Raw genomic sequence first — 22,417 nt, forward strand, 5'->3', positions numbered from 1 at the left:
GAGGAGGAACGGTGACAATGGTCGCAAGGATAAAGAAACTGAGAACCGGTCTGCTGGCCTTGTGCTGCCTGGTCAGTCTGGGGCTTGGCGGAGAGCTGGCCCTGGCAGAGAGCGCAGCCCCTTCCTACAATTATTCATACTGGGGGAATGCGGTGGCGGCTCCGTCCGCCTACCAGGCTACTACGCTCATCACGGGTGCCAGCTCCGGTGCGGGCCCATTCAACAATCCGCAGGATATTCAGGTTACAGAGGATAAGCAGATCTATGTTCTGGATAGCGGCAATAACCGGTTTGTGATTCTGGATCAGGATTACAAATCCGTCAAGACGGTAGACGCGTTCCAGTTCAAGGGGAAGGCGGAGAAGTTCAACAATCCGCAGGGCATCTATGTGACGCAGCAGAAGGAAGTGTATGTCGCGGATACGGGCAATAAGCGTATCGTCCATCTCGACAGCGACTTCAAGGCTGTGGGGATCATTGAAGCCCCGAAGTCCGAGCTATTGCAGGCGAACTTTGAATTTCAGCCTGTCCGTGTTGCTGTAGACAAGGCGGACCGCATCTATGTGATGTCGGCCGGCGTCTTCGACGGATTCATGGAATTCGGGGCGGATGGTGTGTTCAAATCGTTCATTGGTGCGAACCGGGTGCATGTCGATGCGGTGGAGTATTTCTGGAAATCGATCTCCACCAAGGCGCAGCGTGAGCAGATGGTGATGTATACGCCTACCGAATTCACCAATCTGGATATTAATGATGAAGGCTTTCTGTACGCTACCAACGGTGACGATTATGGGGACCCGATCAAAAAGCTGAACGCGCAGGGGGCAGATATTCTGCGGAGAGAGGGCTATTACAAGCCCAGCGGTGATCTGCTCTACTCCACGCGCTCAGGGGGTGCCCCGCGGCTCGTGGATATTGATGTGAGCGACAGTGAAATATACGCGGTGCTGGATGCCAGCCGGGGCCGGGTGTTCACGTACAACGGGGACGGCTATCTGCTGTACATTTTCGGCGGAATTGGTAACCGTCTGGGCGAATTCAACACCCCGGTTGCCATTGAGCACAGCGGTGACGATATTCTGGTGCTGGATCAGGCGCTGGGTGAAATCACGGTATTCCAGACCACAGAGTATGGAAGAACGCTGAACAGTGCTGTGCGCAGCTACTATAACGGTGATGAGGAGATGGCTTCCCAGGAGTTCAGCAAGGTCGTCAACCTGAATGCGAATATGGAGTATGCCTATGCGGGTATAGGCAAGGCGTATCTGCGGCAAGGCGAGTACAAGGAGTCGGCGGAGTATTTCGAGCGCAGCATGGACCGGACCAACTATTCCAAAGCGTTCCTGCTCTACCGTAAGGAAGTGCTTCGCGGACATTTCTCCACCATTATGACGGCTCTGATCGCGCTGGTGGCCCTATGGCTGGGCCTGAGAATGTACCGGAAAATGAAGGCCAGAAAGAAGGTGGAGCTCCATTGAACAGAGAAGCGCTGCAACATCCACTGTATGTGATGGTTCATCCGTTCAACGGATACTGGGACCTCAAATATGAACGCAGTCAAAAAACCAGTCTGATCATCTCCTTCGGTATTCTGTTTATGCTGATTCTGACGAATGTTCTGGGCAATCAATACAGCGGGTTCCTGGTCAATATGAATAATCCCCGGTATCTGAACAGCCTGCTGGAAGCGGTCTATGTGCTGGTTCCTGTTCTGTTCTGGTGTGTGGCGAACTGGTCGCTGACTACGCTGATGGACGGGGAGGGGAAGTTCACGGAGATTTTTATTACCACCTGCTTCGCCCTAGTTCCGATTGTCCTGATTAATTTCCCATGGATCTGGATCAGCAATTTCATCTCGGCCCAGGAGAGCTCTTTTTATTACTTTTTCAAAAACTTTGCCATTCTCTGGTCGGGACTGCTGCTGTATGTGGGCATTATGACCGTTCATCAGTTCTCCCCGTCCAAAACGATCGGGACGATTCTGCTGACGCTGCTCGCTATGGCCTTCATGGCTTTCCTGACCCTGCTGTTCTTCAGTCTGGTTCAGCAGATGATTGCATTCGTCTCGACCATATACCAAGAAATTGTCTTGAGGAGATAGGAGGAGGACCGGGAATGAGGAAGCCGTTAATCATGCTGCTCTCGATTCTCTTCAGTATGAGTGTGCTGGCCGGCTGTTCGGCGTCAAGCTCAGGCAGCCAGGCCAGCGGGCATGAACCGAATCTTGAAGTGTCCTTTACGGAAGGGAGCGCGCTGAAATCTGCCTTCACCGATAGTGGGGTGAGCGGCATGACAGGGGTGCTCGAGAACGCGCAGCTCCGGCTGTTCATGGATGAAGCTACCGGAGGGATTGCCGTCAAGAATCTGTCGGACGGGACGGTCTGGTACAGCAACCCGCTGGACCGTGAAGCGGATGCCAAGGCCAGCGGGGATAATAAAGACCTGCTGTCCGCGCAGCTCAAGCTGGATTTCTATAACAACCTGGGTCAAGTCAGCTCTGTCAATTCATATACGGACAGCGTGGCCCATAAGCAAATGAAGATGGAACTGACGCCGGAAGGCGTCAAGGTCTTCTACCAGTTCGGAACGACCGCTGCAACAGCGGAGGATCTGCCGATGAAGATGGGCAAGGAGCGGTTCGAGGAGAAGATCATGAGCAAGATGGATAAGACCGGACAGCGGACGATGAAAATTGCCTACACCTTCGATGAGGAGAATGGTGTATATACGCGAAACGATGAAGCGCTGAAGGGGCTTCAGCTGGAGCGGACCCTGAAGGGCTTCGAGAAGGCGGGGTACACAGAGGAAGATCTGCAGCAGGACATCGCCGAGAACAAACTCAGCCAGACCAAGCCTGCGCCGCGTATTTTCCAGCTCGCCATTGAATACGCCCTGGACGGGGATCAGCTGGTCGTCAAGGTTCCGGCAGCGGATATCCGCTATCCTGCGGATTATCCGGTGAATGACATCTCCCTGCTGAGCTTCCTGGGTGCCGGAGGGAGCAAGGATTCGGGTTCCATCCTGGTGCCGGACGGCTCAGGAGCGCTGATTCATTTCAATAACGGCAAGATCCGTTATCCCGCATATAAGCAGGCGGTATATGGTGTGGATGGGACGATGGAGACCACAGATGCCTATGCACAGCAGCAGGAGGTCAAGCTGCCGGTGTTCGGCTTGATCCGGGAGGAAGGCGCCATGCTGGGCATTATTGAACAAGGCGCGTCCTTGGCTACCATCAACGCGGATACCAGCGGCAGATTGAATGGATACAACTATGTGTATCCGAGCTTCACCCTGATTGCCAAGGGAGATCTTACCCTGACGTCAAGCGATCAGAACCGCACCCTGCCGAAATTCCAGCAGGAGCCGCCCAAGACAGATTACGTTGTCCGTTATGCGTTCCTGAGCGGAGAGGAAGCTTCCTATCCGGGCATGGCGCGTTATTACCAGAGCTATCTGGCGGAGCATGGCGGACTGCCTGAGGCACAGCCGGCCGCTTCCGCAGAAGCTCCTGTGAATACGCCGTTCTATCTGGAGCTGGTGGGCGGAATCACGAAGACCAAGCATGTCCTCGGCATTCCGTATCAATCGCTGGAGGCATTGACCACCTTCGAAGAGGCCCAGAGCATTTTGGAGCAGATGAAGCAGCGCGGCATTGATCATATCAAGCTGAAATATGCCGGCTGGTTCAACCGGGGCCTCGATCACAAGGTGCCGGACCGGCTGTCTGTGGATCAGGCGATCGGCGGCAGCAAGGGACTGAACCGGCTGGCAGCATACGCTAAGGAGCAAGATATTCAGCTCTTCCCTGACGTGGCTCTGCTTCGGGCGAACCAGACCTCCGGCTTCCGTATTAATCAGAAGGCTTCCCGGATGCTCAGTGAGATTCCGGCAGCTGTCTATCCGTACAATATGGCCTTGAACCGGCGGGACCGTTCCTTCACGCCTGCCTACATTATTTCGCCAAGCAGGGTCGGCGGATATGTCGATGCCACGCTGAAGGAGATTGCACCGTTTCAGACCGGTGGCATCTCACTCAGGGATATGGCCGATCAATTGAACAGTGATTTCCGTAAAAATCAAGAAATTGACCGGTCTGCGTCCGAGCAGATATCGGTCCAATCACTGGAGAAGATCACCGGACAGTCCCTGCGCATTCTCGCGGACGGCGGGAATGCCTACGCCCTCCCGTATCTCTCTGACATTACGGATGCTCCGGTGTCCAGCAGCCGGTTCAAGCTGGAGGATGAGGAGATTCCGTTCTATCCGATGGTGGTGCGGGGATATGTGAATTACACCGGCAAGCCTTTTAACCTGTCCACGTTCACGAATCCAAGGCAGTATATCCTGAAGAGTCTGGAGTACGGCTCCGGTATCTATTATGAATGGATGTATGCGCCTAATTACAAGGTGAAGGATACCGACTTCGATAACCTGTATGCGGTCAATTACGAGCAGTGGATCAACCAGGCAGCCGATATGTACACTGAAGTGAACGGAGTGATGAAGAACGTTCAGAATCAGCGGCTGACGGGTCATGAGAAGCTGGCAGACGGTGTCTATAAAAGCACTTACGGTAACGGGATGTCTGTCATCGTCAACTACAATAAGACAGCAGTCCTTGCCGAAGGCCGGACGGTTGAAGCCGAAAGCTATATTACGGGTGGTGAGCAATCTTGAAATCCATACTTAGACTGGACCGCAGATCCTACAAAGAGCAAAAGGCATTAATGGGCTTCTTCTATGTGCTGCCCTGGCTGCTGGGGTTCATCTTCTTCTTCCTGATTCCGTTGTTGTCTTCGCTGCGCTACAGCTTAAGCTCGGTGCAGGCTAATTCCGACGGACTGATTGTTCATTTCAGCGGCTTCCAGAATTATGTCGAAGCGCTGACGGTGAATACCGAATTCAACCGCTCGCTGGCCGATGCCATGTTGAATATGGTCATCAATGTGCCGCTGATCGTCATCTTCAGCCTGTTCCTGGCGGTGCTGCTGAATCAGAAGTTCATCGGCAGATCGCTGGCCCGTTCGATTTTCTTCCTGCCCGTTATTCTGGCCTCCGGGGTCATTCTGAGCCTGGAGAGCACCAGCCTGATTCAGGCGGTCAACGATCAGAATGCCGGAGCGGGAGCGATTCAGGGACTGGGCACCTTCGAGCTGGAGGGGCTGATGCTGGATGCGGGCTTAAGCGAATGGGTAGTGAACTATCTGACCAGCGCCGTGAGCCGCATCTATAGTATTGTAAGCCAGTCCGGCGTACAGATTCTGATTTTCCTGGCAGGTATCCAGACCATCTCGCCGCAGCTGTATGAGGCGTCCAAGATGGAAGGGGCAACCGGCTATGAGGCCTTCTGGAAAATCACTTTTCCCATGGTCAGCCCGCTCATTCTGGTGAATTCCATCTATACGATTATCGATTCCTTCTCGAATAACGCCATGACTGACCTGATCCGGGAGACCGGCTTCACCCAGTTCAACTTCGGTCTAAGCTCTGCGATGGCCTGGCTGTATTTCGCCGCAGTGGCCTTAATTCTGGCCGTCAGCAGCTATCTGATCTCGAAGAAGGTCTTCTACTATGATTAAAGGGAGGATGGGACTAATGCATGCGACCCGCTTACTGTCGCTCGAACGCTGGAAGAAATGGATATGGTCCTTCGTGCGGCTGACGCTCATTGCAGGCCTGTCGTTCGTGATCCTCTATCCGGTACTCCAGAAGATATCCACGGCCTTCAAGGCCAAGAGCGATCTGTATTCACCGATTGTCGTCTGGCTTCCCGAGAATTACACGCTCGACAATTTCGTCAAAGCGATTGGAATTATGGATTACTGGCAGGCCTTGCTGAATACCTTCACCCTGTCGGCGCTGACTACAATCTTAACCGCCATCTCCTGCGCGCTTGCAGGGTATGGCTTCGCCCGGCTGAAGTTCAAAGGGAGCCAGCTACTGTTCGCCGGGGTCATATTGACGATCCTGGTTCCGCCGATCACGATTCTGATTCCGGTCTACCTGAATTTGAAGGATTTCAGCCTGATGGGGCTGATTCCACTGTTGACCGGTAAATCGGTGAATCTGCTCAACACCTACTGGCCGTTTATTCTAACCTCTGCTACGGCGAATTCGCTGAAGGCGGGGCTGTACATTTTCATCTTCCGGCAGTTCTTCCGGGGGATTCCCAAAGAAGTGGAGGAAGCGGCTTATATCGACGGGGCCGGGGTAGGCAAGACCTTCTACCGGATTATGCTGCCTAACGCGATACCGTCTATTGTTACGGTGCTGCTCTTCTCGTTTGTGTGGCAATGGAACGACAGCTTCTTCACCACGACTTATCTGACATCCAGCAAGGTGATGGCGACCCAGCTCGGCTCGTTGCCGTATAATCTGGCGATTCTGCTGGAGGACGGCGCCAATTCCAAGGCTGATCCGTTCTACCTCAGCATGGTCCAGGATACAGGGATTCTGCTGGCGATTCTGCCGCTGATCATTATCTACCTGTTCGTGCAGCGGTATTTCGTGGAGAGTATTGAGCGTACCGGGATTGTGGGATAACCGTAGAAGGAGGATGACTGTGCGCCAAAATAACAGAACAAGCACTCCGGCCAGACTGGCCCGGAGTATAGTCTTCGCAGCCGCGCTTCTATGGTTATCCGGCTGCTCCGCTCCTGGCGGAGATGCGGCTCCTGCTGCATCCCCGCCAGGGAATGTAGCGTCATCCCCGGCGGCCTCGCCCGCCGGGACTCCGGCCGCTGCCCTTGCAGCTTCGCCTGAAGCTGCGGCAGAAGCTCCGGTGCAGCAGGAGGCTCCGCCGCTGGCGGCAGCCTATGCGGATTACTTTCCTATAGGAGCTGCGGTGGAACCGGACCAATTGGAGGGTCCCGCAGCCGAGCTGCTGAAGCGGCATGTGAACTGGCTCGTGGCCGAGAATGCCATGAAGCCGGATGCAATTGCACCGGCTGAGGGCACCTTCACCTGGGAACGGGCCGACCGGATCGTCGCCTTCGCGAAGGCGAACGGCATGGGGCTGCGCTTCCACACCCTGGTGTGGCACAGCCAGACACCGGAGTGGTTCTTCCAGGATGAAGCCGGTCAGGCGATGGCGGATGAGACCGATGCAGCAAGACGGGAAGCGAACAAGAAGCTGCTGCTGAAGCGGCTCGACAGCTACATCACCGCTGTTGTCAGCCGTTACAAGGACGACATCTCCTCCTGGGATGTAGTGAATGAGGTGATTGAGCCTGGAGACCCGGATGGCATGCGGGCCAGCGACTGGTATAAGATTACCGGCACCGAATTCATCGAGACAGCCTTCCGGGCGGCCCGCAAGGCTGGAGGGCCGGAGCTTAAGCTGTATATTAATGATTACGGCACAGATAATCCCGAGAAGCGGGACCGGCTCTACGAGCTGGTGAAGGACATGCTGGCGAAGGGGGTGCCGATTGACGGGGTTGGCCACCAGACCCATATTAATCTGGACTATCCTTCGGTGGAGAGTATTATCGAGTCCATGGAGAAGTTCCATGCCCTCGGCCTTGATAATCAGATCACCGAGCTGGATATGAGCCTGTATGTCTATAACGATCTCAGCGATGTCGGCCCTGTAGTTCCTGAGGACATCCTGCAGCGGCAGGCTGCGCGGTACGGCGAGCTATTCGCTGCTCTAAGAGACAGGAAGGAGCTGTTAAGCGGGGTCATGTTCTGGGGCATTGCGGATGACCATACCTGGCTGAGCACGTTCCCGGCCGAGCGGACCGAGGCGCCGATGCTGTTCGACAGGCAGCATCAGCCCAAACCGGCCTTCCAGGCGGTCACAGATTTTTAAATGGTAAAGAACGGGTAAGCCAAACAAGAAATGCACCTTACAATTTCATTATTTTTGCCGGGATAATATAATATTCCGGTAATAAATAATCTTGCAAAGTGAGGTTGCAACTGGTGCCCAAAACAATCAAGAATACAATGGCCTGGACTGTCGCTGCATGCATGGCCGTACAACTGTTAACCGCTTGTGAGAGAAGCAATAGCCTTGCGGAGCGTTCTCCGGTTCCTGAGGGACAGCCGGGGAGCGCTTCGTTATATGAAGAGCCGGGTCTAAGCAAATATGATCCGCCCATCCAGCTGTCGTTCGTACGTGAGAACAACGATGCGCTGGAAGAAATACTGAAGGAATTGCCGGGAGAGTCGCTGGAGCATAACCGCTGGACCGAGCTGTATGAAGAGGTGCTCGGCATTAGGGTCACCTATGATTGGACGGAGTGGAGCTCCATCTACTCCCGCAAGTTGGGGGTATCTCTGGCCTCCGGGGATATCCCTGATATTGTGCGGGTGAATGCTTCGCAGCTCAGGGTGCTGAGCAATGCAGGGCTGATCCAGGACCTGAGCGAAGTCTATGACCAGTATGCAACCCCGTTAACCCGCAAGGTGCTGAGCGAGGAAGGAACGGGCCCGTTCGAGACGGTTACCCTTGACGGCAAGCTTATGGCGATCCCGGAGACCAATTCGTCCATTGAGGGTGCGATGTTCCTGTGGATTCGCACGGACTGGCTGGAGCGTCTCGGCCTGCAGCCCCCGCAGACGATGGCAGAGGTGCTGGCTATTTCGAAAGCGTTTACGCAGCAAGATCCTGACGGTAACGGCAAGCATGATACCTATGGCCTTGCGGCCACCAAATATCTGTGGGACCCGGTCATGGGACTTACCGGGTTCATGGCCGGTTATGATGCGTATCCCGGAATCTGGATTAAGGACAAGACCGGCAAGCTGGTCTATGGAGGGATCCAGCCGGAGGTCAAGCATGCCCTGCAGGTGCTTCAGGAATTGTACCGGACGGGACAGATTGACAGGGAATTCGCCTTCAAGGACGGGGTCAAGGCCAGCGACTGGATTGAGCATGAGCAGGTTGGAATGATGTATGGGGAGCAGTGGGGCTCCTTCCTCGTGCAGTCCAGCCGGGAGCATAATCCGCAGGCTGAGTGGCAAGCCTTCCCGCTGGTCTCGGAGTCGGGTGCCGCGCCGAAGGTGCCGCTTCCGTTCAGCACCAACCAGTTCCTGGCGGTCAAGCAAGGCGTCGAGCATCCGGAGGCGCTGATTAAGCTGATTAACCTGCATCTGGAGAAGAATTGGGGGGCTACGAGTGAGGTGGAGCGGTACTATAACGCTCCGCAGGCGGTGTGGAAGCTGTCGCCGGTGACGCCGTTTCCGGTGCAGAAGAACCTGGAGGCCTTCCGGGAGCTGGAGACCTTCCGGCGCACCGGCGATGCCTCCGTGCTTCGTGATGAAGCGAAGACGATCCAGAAGCGGATTGCCGCTTACGAGGCCGGGGGTGCAGACAGCGAGACAGGCTGGGGCTGGGAGCGGACGTACGGGCCTTCGGGTGCTTTTTCCATCCTGGACGGGTATGAGCGCAAATCTCAACTGCTCTATGAGAGCTTCGTCGGTGCACCTACGGAGACAATGATCGAGAAGCAGAATATTCTAAATAATCTTCAGATTGATGCCTTTCTTGATATCATTCAGGGCAGACCGCTCAGCGAGTTCGATGATTTCGTGGCACAGTGGAACAAGCTGGGCGGCGAGCAGATTACAGCTGAGGTCAACGACTGGTATGCTGAGAAGGGCGGGAGCGGAAAATGATCGGACCTGAGCAGACGAGTGGAGGCGGTGCACGTGCTTAAGTTTCCTGCGGTGTCGATGCGCCACACTATTTTTATCCGGATGGTTGTCACTTATCTCGCTATTATTCTGCCGATTCTGCTGCTTGGACTCTACCTCTACAACTGGAGCTACAGGAATGCAAGCCAGGACCTGTCCAGAGCGACCCTGTCGCAATTAACCTATTATCTGGAGGACCTGAACCGCGAGGTGGAGTGGATGGAGATCCAGCAGTATGATCTTGCCCAGGATACCGAGCTGAACAAGATTGCCGTCACCTGGAATTACATGGACGATGTTCAAAAGCGGGAGAGCCTGAACTACATCACGCAGCGGCTCACCTCCCTGAAGAACAGCAGCGCCTACATCGGCGATGTGTTCGTTCATATCCGTACCATTAACAAAACGCTGTCCGCGATGAACGGCATCGATGATTTTGACAGCAGCAAGTTCAATTTCTTCCGGTCCGTCGATCTCAGAAAAGAAGGCCGGCTGATCAACTGGAACAACTTCCTGGAGCTAAGCGTTACGCAATCCAGCGGCAGGAGGAATGAGCCTCCGCTCTTCATCGTGCAGATTGAGCTGGACAACGAGAAGCTGAAGGATTCGCTCCGGGCGATTAACGCGTACGAGGAGAGCGGGTCGCTGCTGGTCTCGCGGCTGACGGATTATGCGCTCGGTACAGAGAACAGCTCCCCGGAGCTGATTGAGAGCTATCACCAGGCGATCGATGAGGGGAATCTGTACAACTGGGAGCTGGACGGAATACGGTATCATATTGACAGCTTCACCTCTGACAAGCTGGGGATGGCTGTGGCCACCTATTTGCCGGAGAAGGCGGTCAAGCGGCCGCTGACCAAGTTCGTGGTCTGGGCCTGGCTGTTCGCGGCGGCGTCCTTCCTGGCGGTGTTGATCTATTCCTACGCGACCTATAAGTTCGTCCAGAAGCCGCTGCTTGTGCTGATCCGCAGCTTCAAACGGATGGAGAGCGGCTCGCTGGATATTCAGATTGACCATGGCCGCAAGGATGAATTCGGCTATCTGTATCTCCGGTTCAACCAGATGCTCAGCCGGCTGCGGATGCTGATTGACCAGGATTACACCCAGAAGCTGATGATGCAGCGGGCGGAGCTGAAGCAGCTCCAGTCACAGATCAATCCGCATTTCCTCTATAACAGTTTCTTCATTCTCAGCGCCCTGGCGAAGCAGGGGGACAGCTCCCGGATTGAGGAATTCTCCGGCATGCTGGGCGAATATTTCCGGTTCATCACCCGTAACGGAGAGGATAATGTCCGGCTTGCGGAGGAGACGCGCCATTCCCGGATGTATACGGAGATCCAGAAGATGCGCTTCTCCAGGCGCATTCAGGTTCAATTCGATGAGCTGCCGGAAGACATGGAGGAGCTGCGGGTTCCGCGTCTGATTCTCCAGCCGATAATTGAGAATGCCTATGAGCATTGTCTGGAGAAGCAGGCGGAGGATGGGGAGCTGCGGGTTTCTTTTGAACAGGAGGAACGGGAGATTCGCATTATTGTTGAGGATAACGGAAGCGGGCTGACCGATGAACGGATCGAGACCCTGAGAAGGCGGCTGAATCAGAACGGCGGAACGCATGAAGTCACCGGCATGAGCAATATCCACCGGCGTATCCAATTAATCTACGGGGAAGGCAGCGGCCTGTTCCTGGACAGAAGTATGTTAAGCGGCCTCCGGGTCGAGATCCGGATTAGGCTGACGGGAGGTGAAGGTCTTGTACAGACTATTGATCGTTGATGATGAAGAGATAATAACAGACGGCTTATACGAGGCGTTCAACCAGCTGCTTCCGGACAAGCTTGATGTCTACAAGGTCTATTCGGCCAAAGCGGCCCTGGAGTGGCTCTCGCGCACCCGGATCGATATTGTGCTGACCGATATCCGCATGCCCGGCATGAGCGGGCTGGAGATGTCTGAGCAAATCCGGGAGTTTTGGCCGCGGTCGCGGATTGTTTTTCTGACCGGCTACAGTGAATTCGATTATGCCTATAGTGCGCTGCAGCTTCCCGGGGCCCGTTATCTGCTGAAGACCGAGGGCTTCGACAAGATTATTGAGACGGTCCAGGAGGTGCTGCAAGAGATTGAGCAGGGCAATATGCTAAGCGAGCTGCTGGAGCAGTCCAGGGAGCAGCGCGATTCCATGGAGACGGCGGCGCAGGGCGATTATCTCCGCCATCTGCTTCAGGACAGCCAGGCCTTGTGTAAGGATACGGATGCGTTACGTTCAGACTTCAGCAAGCTGGGTATCAGCCTTAATGCTGATACCCCGGTCATGCTCGTTCTTGGACGGCTTACATACCCGGAGGGCATCTCTTACATGGACCGGCGTGAGCTTCTGACCTCTTCCCGGCTGATCTGGAATTCCCATCTGGCGGAGATGACCCGGCATGCCTGGGTGCTTGACAGGCACGGGGATCTCCTGTGGCTGCTGCAGCCTGTGCATAATGCCGGGGCTGCCTTCGGCGTGAATTTCGCGCGGTATCTGGAGGGGACGCTGGAGATGATCCAGGAGTCCTGCCGGCAGACGCTGGGCCTGCCGGTTGCTTTTACGGTCAGTGGCTCGGCCTGTGCCTGGACAGAGACCGGCCGCCATTACGAGCGGCTTCACCGGCTGCAGCAGATGAAGATCGGGGACGGCATCTCCATGGTGCAGATTGACCGCAGCGGTCCGCCGGAGTCTGACGCAGTCCGTGAGACTGGGGTCCGGCTCCAACAGCGGGTGGAGAATCTTGCGGCCCATCTGGATGCCGGACGGCGGGAGCGGTTCGCTGAGACGCTGGAGGAGATCCGGGAAGGCATTCATTCGGGCGTCTCCGTGGAAGAAGCCGCCGAGCTGTATTATACAGTTGCCCTTGTGCTGCTGTCCCATCTGAACCGCTCGGAGCTCTACAGCCTTGTCAATGAATATGGCAAGCTGATGCGGCTGGACGAGCATTCTTCCCTGGGGGAGGGCATCTATTATCTGGAGAGGCTGGCCTCCGATCTCTTCGAGCAGAGAAGCACAGCCGAGAAGGAACGCTCCTCGGAGGTTATTGAACGGATCTGCGATTATATCCACAGCCATTTGGGCGAAGACCTGTCTCTGGTGCGGCTGGCTGAGCTGCATTATTTCAATCCGTCGTACCTGTCCCGCTTCTTCAAGCAGGAGCAGGGTATTAACCTGTCTGAGTACATTGATCAATGCCGGGCTGTCAAGGCGAAGGAGCTGCTGGGAAATGAAACGCTCAAAATCCGCGATGTGGCGCTGTATGTCGGTTATGAGGCCCACCATTCCTTCACCCGGTTCTTCAAAAAAATGACGGGAATGACCCCCCAGGAATACAGGGAGTCTCTGCATGTAAATTTATAATCTGAGTCTATCAACTATAATTTGTAAGTCTATCAACTATAATCACACAGGTTTCAGCCCGTCTCCCCGCAGAGTACAATTCAGATGTATTCGCTTTCATTAAGACGGCATCCGCCGATTTTACGAAATGAGAAGGAGATGGGTATCTGTGAGAAAAAGGAAGTTAAGCTTATCCATGAAGCTGCTGGTGATGCTGGCCCTGCTGCTGACGCCGATGCAGTCCGGCGGCGGCACTGCAAACGCTTGGGAGGGTTCGCCTGTTCCCAAGCTGCATGTAAGCGGCAATCAGTTGGTGAACAGCAGCGGGCAGCCTGTGCTGCTAAGCGGCTGGCATCAGCCTACCGGGGCTTACTGGACGTATCAGAACAGCAATTATTATCTGAACCGCAACGGCGGGAACCGGCATAAGGCCACTCTGGAGTACCTGAAGGAGATCACGGATACCTTCACCAGCACCTCCGGCAAATACGGCAACAACCACGGCTGGTACTCGAATCAGGTCCGCCTGTTCATCGACCGGGAGGATATGGGTGATGTCGCGGCAGGAACGTATAACTTCGCGGGCCTTCAGGCAGCTACCCAGAATCTGATCATTCCCTATGTGGAGTATGCGAAGACTAAGGGGCTGTATGTCACGCTGGGGCTGGACTTCACCCTGCTGGACAATAAGGCGACCACCCAGGCCAATCTGGACAAGTTCAATCAGATCTGGGGTTACCTGGCCTCCCAGCCGGGACTCAAGAGCGCGGATAATGTCATGTTCGAGCTGGTCAACGAGCCGGTGCTGAGCGATGTGAACGGACAATGGGGCGGCAATCCCTCCCAGCCTAACTTCGCAGCGTTCTGGAATTCGCTGAAGAACTTCCAGAACTCCATGATCTCCACGATCCGCAGCAAGGGCGCGGATAATGTGATCTGGGCTTCAGGACTCGGCTGGGATCAGCATTATCAGCTGACGGCATCCAGTCCGCTGACTGACCCGCTGAATAATTACGGCTATGCCGTTCACTGGTACCCGGGCTACGGCGCTTATGACAATTTCAACTCGCTTCAGCAGATCTGGGATAGCAGCATCAAGCCTGCTGCCGATGCTTACCCGATCAATATTACTGAAACGACCTGGTTCAAGAACCAGCCGGGCGACTCCGCATATTGGGATCTGTTCAACGGTACGAATGCAGGCTTCGGCAAGAATACCAAAGCGATCTTCACCGCCGCCGGCAATGTCAGCATTGCTGTCCATATGAACGGCTTCCTGCTCGATCCCGGTCCCAAAAGCTCCTTCGCCGATCCGGACGGCGGGCTGCTCTATGACGGCAACGCCACCCGGGACGGCATGGCGCGCTTTATCTTCGAATGGTACTACGAGCGGGCACAGTTCAACCCCTGGAACGGGGTGTGGAACGGGGTCACCAACAATGCGAAATATAAGCTGATCAACCGGGCGTCAGGCAAAGCGATTGACGTTCCGAACGGGCAGAATACGAACGCCCTTCAGCTCCAGCAGTGGCCGGAGAACACGGCGCTGGCTCAGCAATGGACGGTTACGGATATGGGCACGTACAATAATATTTACCGGCTGCGCAGCGTGAATTCTTCCGACAATAAGGTGATGGATGTGCGTAACGGCACGAAGAATAACGGCGAAGCCATCCAGCTGATGCAGGATTTGAACAACACCGCCCAGCAGTTCCGTCTCATCAAGCTGAGCAACGGCTACTGGAGCATTCTTAATGTGAACAGTAACAAGGCAGTCGAAGTCACAGGAGCCTCCACCGCAGACGGCGCGAAGCTCCAGCAGAACCTCTACCGCGGCGATCTGCATCAGCAGTGGAAGCTGGTCCAGGTGAACTAGAGCTTTATGGTAAGAGCCCCCTTCTCCATCTGCAGGGCGGTCCGGGACAGTACCGGATTGCCGCGCGGGGGAAGGGGGCTTTTTGCGTGATGAAGCAGGGGAAAGGGGCGGGCGAGGAGGTGTGAGGCCGAATGTGTGTGAAAAACCGAATACATTTGGCGTGTGCGGGGGTGCGAGAGCAAATGTGTGTGAAAAACCGAATACATTCGGCGGGCGAGGAGGTGTGGAGGACGGGTGGCGAAGGCTGGAGGTTCGGGCGCAAAGGTGTGGAGGGAAACAGTTGCCTTTTATACACTTACTGGTGAACAAAAGGCTCCTCCTACGGCAATGGTTGGATAAACAACACTTAATTTTGCGCATTTCCACTAAAGTGACGAAATCAAACTAATTAGATGCTCCTTTTCCACTTACTCCCGCCTAATCCTGAGAATCCAGCAAATTAAGATACCTTTGTCCACCTATTTCCGAGAGAGAAGATGACACAAGTAGTTTTGCTTGCGGCAGGGCCAGAGAAGGTGTGATTTTTCAACCAGCCTACCCGCCCACTCCCGTCGAAGTTGATGCATATGCGCCCACAAGCATCACAATCCGCATAAAACAAACCAAGCTCTTTACACCTTCGACTCTCTCACTCCTTATATAAGAAAAGCAACATCCATCCATATGAAAGCAACGTCAAGCTATAGATTACAAGGATTAGGTGTGATTAAATACATAAATAATACAGCATTTGCCCAGGGATCAATTCCTGTCATAATGCGAAAGGATGAATACGAATGATGGACAAACAGCAACAGCTTGGCTTAACGCCGCCGATGGGATGGAATTCATGGAACACGTTTACTTGGGATATCAATGAGCAATTGATCCGGGAAGCGGCTGATACGCTGGTGGCGGACGGTTATAAGGATGCAGGGTACGAATACATTGTCATTGACGACTGCTGGAGCCTGAAGGAACGGGACAAGGATGGCAAGCTGGTGGCTGACCCGGACAAATTCCCGAACGGAATGAAGGCGGTTGCAGATTATATTCACTCCAAGGGACTGAAGTTCGGCATGTACTCTTGTGTGGGAACGCATACCTGCGCCGGGTATCCGGGCAGCTTCGAGCATGAATTCCAGGATGCCGCATCGCTGGCGGAATGGGGTGTAGATTTCCTGAAGTATGACTACTGCTTCAAACCCAGACATATGTCGGGGGAGCTACTGTACAAGCGGATGAGTCTCGCACTTAAGAACTGTGGAAGAGATATTCTTTTCTCCGCATGTAACTGGGGTGAGGATAACGTCTACCAGTGGATTCGTGAATCCGGCGCGCATATGTACCGTTCCACCGGCGATATCCAGGACAGCTGGGAATCGATCAAGACCCTCGCGCTGTCGCAGCTCGACAAAGCCGCCTACACCGGAGCCTACTGCCATAATGATCTGGATATGCTGGTAGTCGGCATGTACGGGGGCAGCAACAGCGACTTCATCGGCAGCCAGATCGGCGGCTGCACGGATGTGGAGTACAAGACGCACTTCTCGCTGTGGAGCCTGCTGGGCTCTCCGCTGATGATCGGCAGTGACATCCGCAAGGCCAACGAAGCGACCAAGAACATTCTGCTGAACCCGGATCTGATTGCCATCAACCAGGATATCGAGGGCCGCGGAGCTTACCGCATTAAGCCTGAGCCGCAGTGGTTCCATACCAATGAAGTATTCATGCTGGTAAAAGTATTAGCAGACGGTGACCTCGCGATCGGATTCTTCAATCTGAGTGATGGTCAAAGAGAGATGTCGCTGCAATTCTGGGATTTCGGGCTTCCGTATGCCTCCGGCAAATCGCTGTCCCTGTATGACTGCTGGGAGCAAAAGGAGCTTGGGGTATTCAGAGAACGGTTCGCTCCGGTCGTTCCAGCCCATGACTGTCTGATCGTGCGGGCGAAATTGGTCTGATTGGTCTAGAGATAAGAAAGAAGAGAAGCGTATGAGCATGAACAGAACCTGCAGACAATGCGGGGTCCCTCTGATGACGGATGATGTGGCGATTTACCTGAAGCTGGTCACGCGCAATGCCCAGGATTTCCTGTGTATCGACTGTCTTGGCGAGCAGCTGAAATGCGGACGCGAGCCGATTGAGCGGCTGATCAAGTATTTCAGGGAATCGGGGAAATGCGTGCTGTTCCGTTAGTTGTACCCTTGCATGACCCTCTATTGGCAGACACCAGAAGACAGCAGCGGACAGACTGCTGCGGACCGCGTGCTTGCCGGTAGGGGGTTTTTCGCATATATAGAACGACAAAAAGCTCACCGTCAAGGCGATTGCCTCTTTGGTGGGCTTTTTGGCCCGGAATTACCGGGAGCGTAATTAGAGAAGCGTGCTCTCCCTGAATTCCTGGGGGGTGACGCCAAAATGCTCCTTGAAGACCTTGATGAAATACGTGGGGTTCTTGTATCCCAGACGGTTCGCTATTTCATAAATTCTGTATTTACTGTCCTTCAGCAAGAATACAGCCTTCTCCATCCGCAGCCGCAGCAGGTAATCGGACAGGTTCTCTCCCGTCTCCCGCTTGAAGACCTTGGATACATGGGTTGGATGCATATACACATATTCGGCGATAGCCTGAAGGGAGACATCCTCCGACAGATGCTCCTGCACGAATTGATGAATCTGCGCGACAACGGAGTGACGGGAGGCGGACAGCTCGGTGTTCATCTCATGCTGCAGCCTGTCCAGCAAGCCCGTTGCCCAATATTCCAGTTCTCCGATGCTCCTGATATCAAGCGGCGTATGCAGGCGGTAGTCTGTCAGCAGACCGCCGTTCTTATGCACAAAGTAGGAGAACGCGGACTTCAAGGCGTAAACAATCTCCGATAAATGCTCATACGAGCCGCTATACTTCGTGCCCCATTCCTGCAACACCACATGCAGCTTCTCTCTTGCCGCCTCCCAGTTCCCGGCCTCAAGCAGATGCGGGAACAGGGGAGGAGAGTAGAGGGAAGCGACCACCAGAGAGGCCGGTTTGACATGATGACCGCCGAGCTGGACGACGAAGTCGTTGTCGTAGCCGATCTGCGAGCGGACCGTGGCGACGCAGCGCTGATACAGCTCCTCCACACTGGCAGGAAAGGTCCCGGAAGGGGAGAGAATGACCGAGATCGTCAGATGCAGCAACCGGCTGACAATCTGCCGCATCTCATCCGCGGTCTGCTCCAGTTGACGTCCCCTTGCATCCCCGCCGCCATTCACAATGAACAGAAGATGGCCGTATACATCCTCGCAGCTCCAGCTTTTGAAGTGCTGGGACACCAGCTCCTCCACAATATTGGTAACGGCGAAGCCCGGGAGTGACATATCGGACGGATCGTAGCGCTTCTGCGGGTCCTCGATGCGGATCAGAATCAGGGAGATCGTATCACCTAATCCGATTGGAAGGCCGTATAACTGGAGCTGCTCTGTCAATTTGCGTTCAGTCCACATGCGTCCCTGGATCAGATGGTTCAGCAGGTTGGAGCGCAGGATAGGCAGATTGCGGTGAACCATCGCCTGGGACTGCACATAGGCGTTCATCTGCTCCCGCTCGGCCTGCAGCCCGCAGGCCGCTTCAGAGACGGCAGCGAGCAGCTCCTCATCCTTCACAGGCTTGAGGAAATAATGAGCCGCCCTAGCTTTCAGCCCCTGCTGCGCATATTCAAATTCTGCATGGCCGGTAAGCAGAATACAGACCGTCTGAGGCCAATTCTGCTTGACCGCCCGGATCAGCTCAATGCCGTTCATGCCGGGCATACGGACATCGGTCACCACGATGTCCGCGGCATGCTTCCCCATCAGCTCCAAAGCCTGCTTGCCGGAATAGGCTGAGAATACGCTGGTAATGCCAGCCGTCTCCCAGGCAATGCTTGCGGTCATGCTCTCCACTAAGTGCTCTTCATCATCCACGATTAACAGCTTCATCCTCCACCGCCTTCTCTGTCCAGTACAGCTCTACCCGCAGTCCCGATGCCGCATTGACCGACAGCCTCACCCCTGAATCCGCTCCGTACCGGAGCTGGAGCCGCCGGTGCACATTCAGCAGGCCGCAGGCTTCCGACCGTTCGCCATACCGGTTCGTGAGCAGCTTCTGTAGCTCCTGAAGCCGGACGGTGGTCATGGAGCCACCGTTGTCGTCTACAATCAATGAATACCCGTTGCCGTCCAGGCTCCCGGTAATCGTTACTACTCCAACGCCCTCCAGGGCTTCAATCCCGTGAATCAGCGCGTTCTCGACAATCGGCTGGAGAATCAGCCGGGGAACTTCAAGGTCCCGCATGAGGTCCGCCACCTCGATGCTGTACCGGATGCGGCTCATCCGCATCCGGTGGATGCTGAGGTAATCGGCAGCATTCTTCAGTTCATCCGCCAGCCTCACCGCCTGATTCTCCACCCGGGTCGTATAACGGTAATAATCGGACAGGTGATAAGCCATTTGCAGCACGGCATCCTTACGTTCCAGCTTGGTCATGCTGATCACGTAGGACAGGCTGTTATACAGAAAATGGGGATTAATCTGTGATTGCAGCTGCTTCAGCTCAGCTTCATGCGTGAGCAGCTGCTGCTCCAGCACATTCTCGATCAGCTGCTGGATTTGCGCCGACATGTCATTGAATCTCGATACAATGAGCCGGAACTCGTTGTTCGCCTGAAGCGGAATTCTGGTCTTGTATTGTCCCATCTTGATGAGCTGCACCCCTCTGACCAGAGCGCGCAGCGGGACCTGAACATTGCGGTACAGCAGCCACGATAAGGCAATGCCTACGATGAGGATCAGTCCGAGGACCAGATAGGCGAACCGGTTGGTCACCCTAAGTGGCGTCAGAATCTCGGATAAAGGCACAAGGTTAACCACATACCCGTCCAGCACCTGCACATCGGAATAAGACAGAAGATAGGAAGTTCCGCTGACATCCAGAGTAATATTGCCCTCATGCGCCAGCTGCGTCCGCTTCAAGACGGATACAGCCTCCTGGAGAAGCTCAGGCGGGCAAGAGGGCGTGGATAAGAAGATGTCATCAGGTTTATAAAAAAGCGCTTCCCCAATTCCCTGCGATTGAAACTGCTCCAGCATCCGGATTACGTTGTTCATGTGAAAGCTGATTTCAATGATGGAATTGGCTTTGGCAATACCGCTGCTGGACTGGTAGGGCTCAAAGGTCAAGTGGATGACATTGCCTTGTTTGTCTGCGTGATCGTCATCCATAATGAAATTCCAGTTGTCCTTGCTCAGCCGCTGAAGACGCTCCAGATCATAGGAGGTTCCGTTAACCGTGGATATGGTCTGCTCTGAACGCGGCGAATAGACCGTGATTTCATTGATCCATTCCGTCGAGGCGCTTTGCAGATACAGCTTATCCTGAATGAGCTTTTTGCGGCTGATTTGTTCGTAGTAGCTGGAATTCAGCAAGGACAGGTCCTGAAATTCAATGACGTTCGGATCACGGATCAGGAGGTAGGTGAAGGTCTCCAGCTGAGTAATAATATTGTCCATCTGTGTGGCTAAGGTAGATAACCGGCTGATGCCTGATTGTTTGATTTGGCCGGTAATCACGTTCTCGTTGACTCTGTTCGAATAGACCGACAAGATCAGAACCGGCAGTAACAATATAACCAGCGAGCCGACCAGCTTGGAGAAGAGACTGCGTTCCTTGTTGCCCATCTGCTTCTGACTCCTAAGTTTTGTGCTTATCTTATTCTTTAACCGCGCCCATCGTCAACCCTTGTACGAAGAACCTCTGCAGGAACGGATAGACGAGCAGGATCGGCAATGCTCCTATCAGGATTTGCGCAGAACGCACCGTGCGTTCCGACAGAATTTTCAGCTGACTGGGGTCAATGTTCGTGTTGCGCATGTCGCCGCTCTGAATGATCGTCTGCAGAAATGTCGCCAGCGGATACTGCCGGTAATCGGTCATATAGATCAGCCCGTCAAACCAGGAATTCCAGTGCCAGACCATCGAGAACAAGGATAAGGTGGCCAGGGAGGGAAGCGACAAGGGAAGATAGATCGTGATCAGAGACCTCAGATAACCCGCTCCGTCAATGCTTGCCGCCTCCTCCAGCTCTTTGGGAATGGCGCGGAAGAATTGCATCATCAGAATGGTATTGAACACGTTCACCGCAGACGGCAGAATCAGGACCCACAGCGTGTTGGTTAAATGAAGCTGCGTGATCAGCAGATAGGTTGGAATCAGGCCGCCGTTGAACAGCATGGTAAAGACAAAAAACCAGGAGTAGAAGCTTCTGCCGTAAAATGAGCGCGAAAGGGTATAAGCGGCGGTAACGGTCAATGCCATAGACAGCAGGGTTCCGGCGAGCGTTCTTTCCACAGATAGAATTAGGGAACGCAGAAACAAGGGATTCGTAAGCGTTCTGGAGTAGGCTTCAGCCGTGAAGCCGACCGGCCAGAAAAACACCTGATTAGCCGTAGCCGCCGCGCTGGAACTGAAGGATACGGCCGCTACGTGCACAAGGGGAAGAATACATAATATAGCCAGGACTGCAAGAAGCACAGTGTTGAGCACTGTAAACCAGCGGTAAGAGATTGTTTTCCGATACATAGATTCCGCCTGCCTTTACTCAAAAGATGCGATAATTTCCGAACCGGTAGGCCAGCCGGTAAGCCGTAACGATCAGGATGAAGCTGATGACCGATTTGAATAAGCCGACGGCGGTCGCGAAGCTGAAAGAGCCGTTCATGAGACCTACCCTATATACAAAGGTATCTATAATATCCCCTTCACGGTAGACCAGCGGATTGTACAGGTTGAAGATCTGGTCGAAACCTGCATTGAGGATATTGCCCAGCGCGAGCGTGCCCACAACCAGGATAACGGGAACCAGCGCCGGCAAGGTGACATGGAGCGTCTGCTTGAACCGGGTTGCGCCGTCGATCTCGGCGGCTTCATACAGCGACATATTGATGCCGCTCATGGCGGCGAGATAGATAATTGCGGCGAAGCCGAACTCCTTCCAGACATCACTGACCACTACGGTGATCCGAAACCAGGTTCCGTCTCCAAGGAAAAATACAGTATCGGCGCCAAGGAGCGTCAGCAGGTGATTGACGATGCCTTTATTGCCGAGGATATCCGTCAGAATCCCGCCCAGAATCACCCAGGACAGGAAGTGCGGGAGGTACACGAGGGTCTGCACAAACCGTTTGAACAGCAGGGCGCGAACCTCATTCAGCAGCAAGGCGAAGAGGATCGGGACTATAATGTTGGCCGTAATCTTAAGTGAAGCGATGAGCAGGGTGTTATAAATGACCTGCACGCTGTCAGGATACGTAAACATATATTGAAAATGCTCCAGGCCCACCCATGGTGAATGCAGGAACCCAAGCCGGGGCTTGAAGTCCTGAAAAGCCATCAACAGCCCCGCCATAGGCGCATAATTGAAGATCAGCAAACAGATTACAGATGGCAGTATGAGCAAATGAAGAGGTAGCTGGCGAGTAAATCGCGTCTTGCTCTTCTTCCATTCCATCATCCGGACAACTCCTCTATAGG

Annotated in this window: 16 protein-coding genes; 12 read left to right on the forward strand and 4 right to left on the reverse strand. The window is 54.4% G+C overall.

Going from position 1 to position 22,417, the window contains the following annotated elements; all coding sequences use genetic code 11:
• Positions 1–17 precede the first annotated feature (17 nt).
• The 12 genes from MKY86_RS10590 to MKY86_RS10645 all read left to right on the forward strand — a co-directional run bounded on the left by MKY86_RS10590 (position 18) and on the right by MKY86_RS10645 (position 17,063).
• On the forward strand, positions 18–1,478 hold the full coding sequence (locus MKY86_RS10590; protein WP_076073657.1) for a hypothetical protein: 1,461 nt from the start codon (positions 18–20) through the stop codon (positions 1,476–1,478).
• Positions 1,475–2,101 (forward strand): YIP1 family protein, encoded by a 627-nt coding sequence (locus MKY86_RS10595; RefSeq protein WP_036724916.1) that lies wholly within the window; start codon positions 1,475–1,477, stop codon positions 2,099–2,101. Before MKY86_RS10590 ends, MKY86_RS10595 begins: the two co-directional genes overlap by 4 nt.
• A gap of 14 nt (positions 2,102–2,115) precedes the next feature.
• Positions 2,116–4,680: a DUF5696 domain-containing protein gene (locus MKY86_RS10600; protein WP_076073660.1), complete on the forward strand. Its 2,565-nt coding sequence runs from the start codon at positions 2,116–2,118 to the stop codon at positions 4,678–4,680.
• Positions 4,677–5,582 carry a carbohydrate ABC transporter permease gene (locus MKY86_RS10605; protein ID WP_076073663.1) on the forward strand — a complete coding sequence of 302 codons (906 nt, stop codon included), beginning with the start codon at positions 4,677–4,679 and terminating at the stop codon, positions 5,580–5,582. Before MKY86_RS10600 ends, MKY86_RS10605 begins: the two co-directional genes overlap by 4 nt.
• 16 nt (positions 5,583–5,598) lie before the next feature.
• Complete coding sequence (locus MKY86_RS10610) at positions 5,599–6,546, forward strand: carbohydrate ABC transporter permease (protein WP_076073664.1); 948 nt, start codon at positions 5,599–5,601, stop codon at positions 6,544–6,546.
• Between the two features lie 19 nt (positions 6,547–6,565).
• Positions 6,566–7,816 carry an endo-1,4-beta-xylanase gene (locus MKY86_RS10615; RefSeq protein WP_076073667.1) on the forward strand — a complete coding sequence of 417 codons (1,251 nt, stop codon included), beginning with the start codon at positions 6,566–6,568 and terminating at the stop codon, positions 7,814–7,816.
• A gap of 137 nt (positions 7,817–7,953) precedes the next feature.
• Positions 7,954–9,627: an extracellular solute-binding protein gene (locus MKY86_RS10620; RefSeq protein ID WP_340827792.1), complete on the forward strand. Its 1,674-nt coding sequence runs from the start codon at positions 7,954–7,956 to the stop codon at positions 9,625–9,627.
• 33 nt (positions 9,628–9,660) lie between these two features.
• A complete protein-coding gene (locus MKY86_RS10625) occupies positions 9,661–11,418 on the forward strand; it encodes a sensor histidine kinase (RefSeq protein WP_076073670.1) in 1,758 nt (585 codons plus the stop codon).
• The gene (locus MKY86_RS10630) at positions 11,396–13,030 is read left to right on the forward strand and encodes a response regulator (protein ID WP_076073672.1); all 1,635 of its coding nucleotides are present in this window, start codon (positions 11,396–11,398) and stop codon (positions 13,028–13,030) included. The genes MKY86_RS10625 and MKY86_RS10630 overlap by 23 nt, the downstream gene beginning before the upstream one ends.
• Positions 13,031–13,178: 148 nt before the next feature.
• Positions 13,179–14,885: an RICIN domain-containing protein gene (locus tag MKY86_RS10635; protein ID WP_340826856.1), complete on the forward strand. Its 1,707-nt coding sequence runs from the start codon at positions 13,179–13,181 to the stop codon at positions 14,883–14,885.
• Positions 14,886–15,661: 776 nt separating this feature from the next.
• Positions 15,662–16,828: a glycoside hydrolase family 27 protein gene (locus tag MKY86_RS10640; RefSeq protein ID WP_235191859.1), complete on the forward strand. Its 1,167-nt coding sequence runs from the start codon at positions 15,662–15,664 to the stop codon at positions 16,826–16,828.
• 31 nt (positions 16,829–16,859) lie between these two features.
• Positions 16,860–17,063 (forward strand): hypothetical protein, encoded by a 204-nt coding sequence (locus MKY86_RS10645; protein ID WP_036724896.1) that lies wholly within the window; start codon positions 16,860–16,862, stop codon positions 17,061–17,063.
• A gap of 177 nt (positions 17,064–17,240) precedes the next feature.
• Here MKY86_RS10645 and MKY86_RS10650 read toward each other — a convergent pair whose 3' ends face one another.
• The 4 genes from MKY86_RS10650 to MKY86_RS10665 are packed head-to-tail and all read right to left on the reverse strand — an operon-like array spanning position 17,241 to position 22,397.
• Positions 17,241–18,827 carry a response regulator gene (locus tag MKY86_RS10650; protein WP_076073677.1) on the reverse strand — a complete coding sequence of 529 codons (1,587 nt, stop codon included), beginning with the start codon at positions 18,825–18,827 and terminating at the stop codon, positions 17,241–17,243.
• Positions 18,805–20,565 (reverse strand): sensor histidine kinase, encoded by a 1,761-nt coding sequence (locus MKY86_RS10655; protein ID WP_076073680.1) that lies wholly within the window; start codon positions 20,563–20,565, stop codon positions 18,805–18,807. Before MKY86_RS10655 ends, MKY86_RS10650 begins: the two co-directional genes overlap by 23 nt.
• A 31-nt stretch (positions 20,566–20,596) precedes the next feature.
• Positions 20,597–21,466 carry a carbohydrate ABC transporter permease gene (locus tag MKY86_RS10660; protein WP_076073683.1) on the reverse strand — a complete coding sequence of 290 codons (870 nt, stop codon included), beginning with the start codon at positions 21,464–21,466 and terminating at the stop codon, positions 20,597–20,599.
• A 19-nt stretch (positions 21,467–21,485) separates the two neighbouring features.
• Positions 21,486–22,397, reverse strand: coding sequence for an ABC transporter permease (locus MKY86_RS10665; RefSeq protein WP_076073685.1), 912 nt, complete (start codon positions 22,395–22,397; stop codon positions 21,486–21,488).
• Positions 22,398–22,417: the final 20 nt, after the last annotated feature.

The sequence above is a fragment of the Paenibacillus sp. FSL R7-0333 genome (genome assembly GCF_038000365.1).
Lineage (GTDB): Bacteria > Bacillota > Bacilli > Paenibacillales > Paenibacillaceae > Paenibacillus_AQ > Paenibacillus_AQ silagei.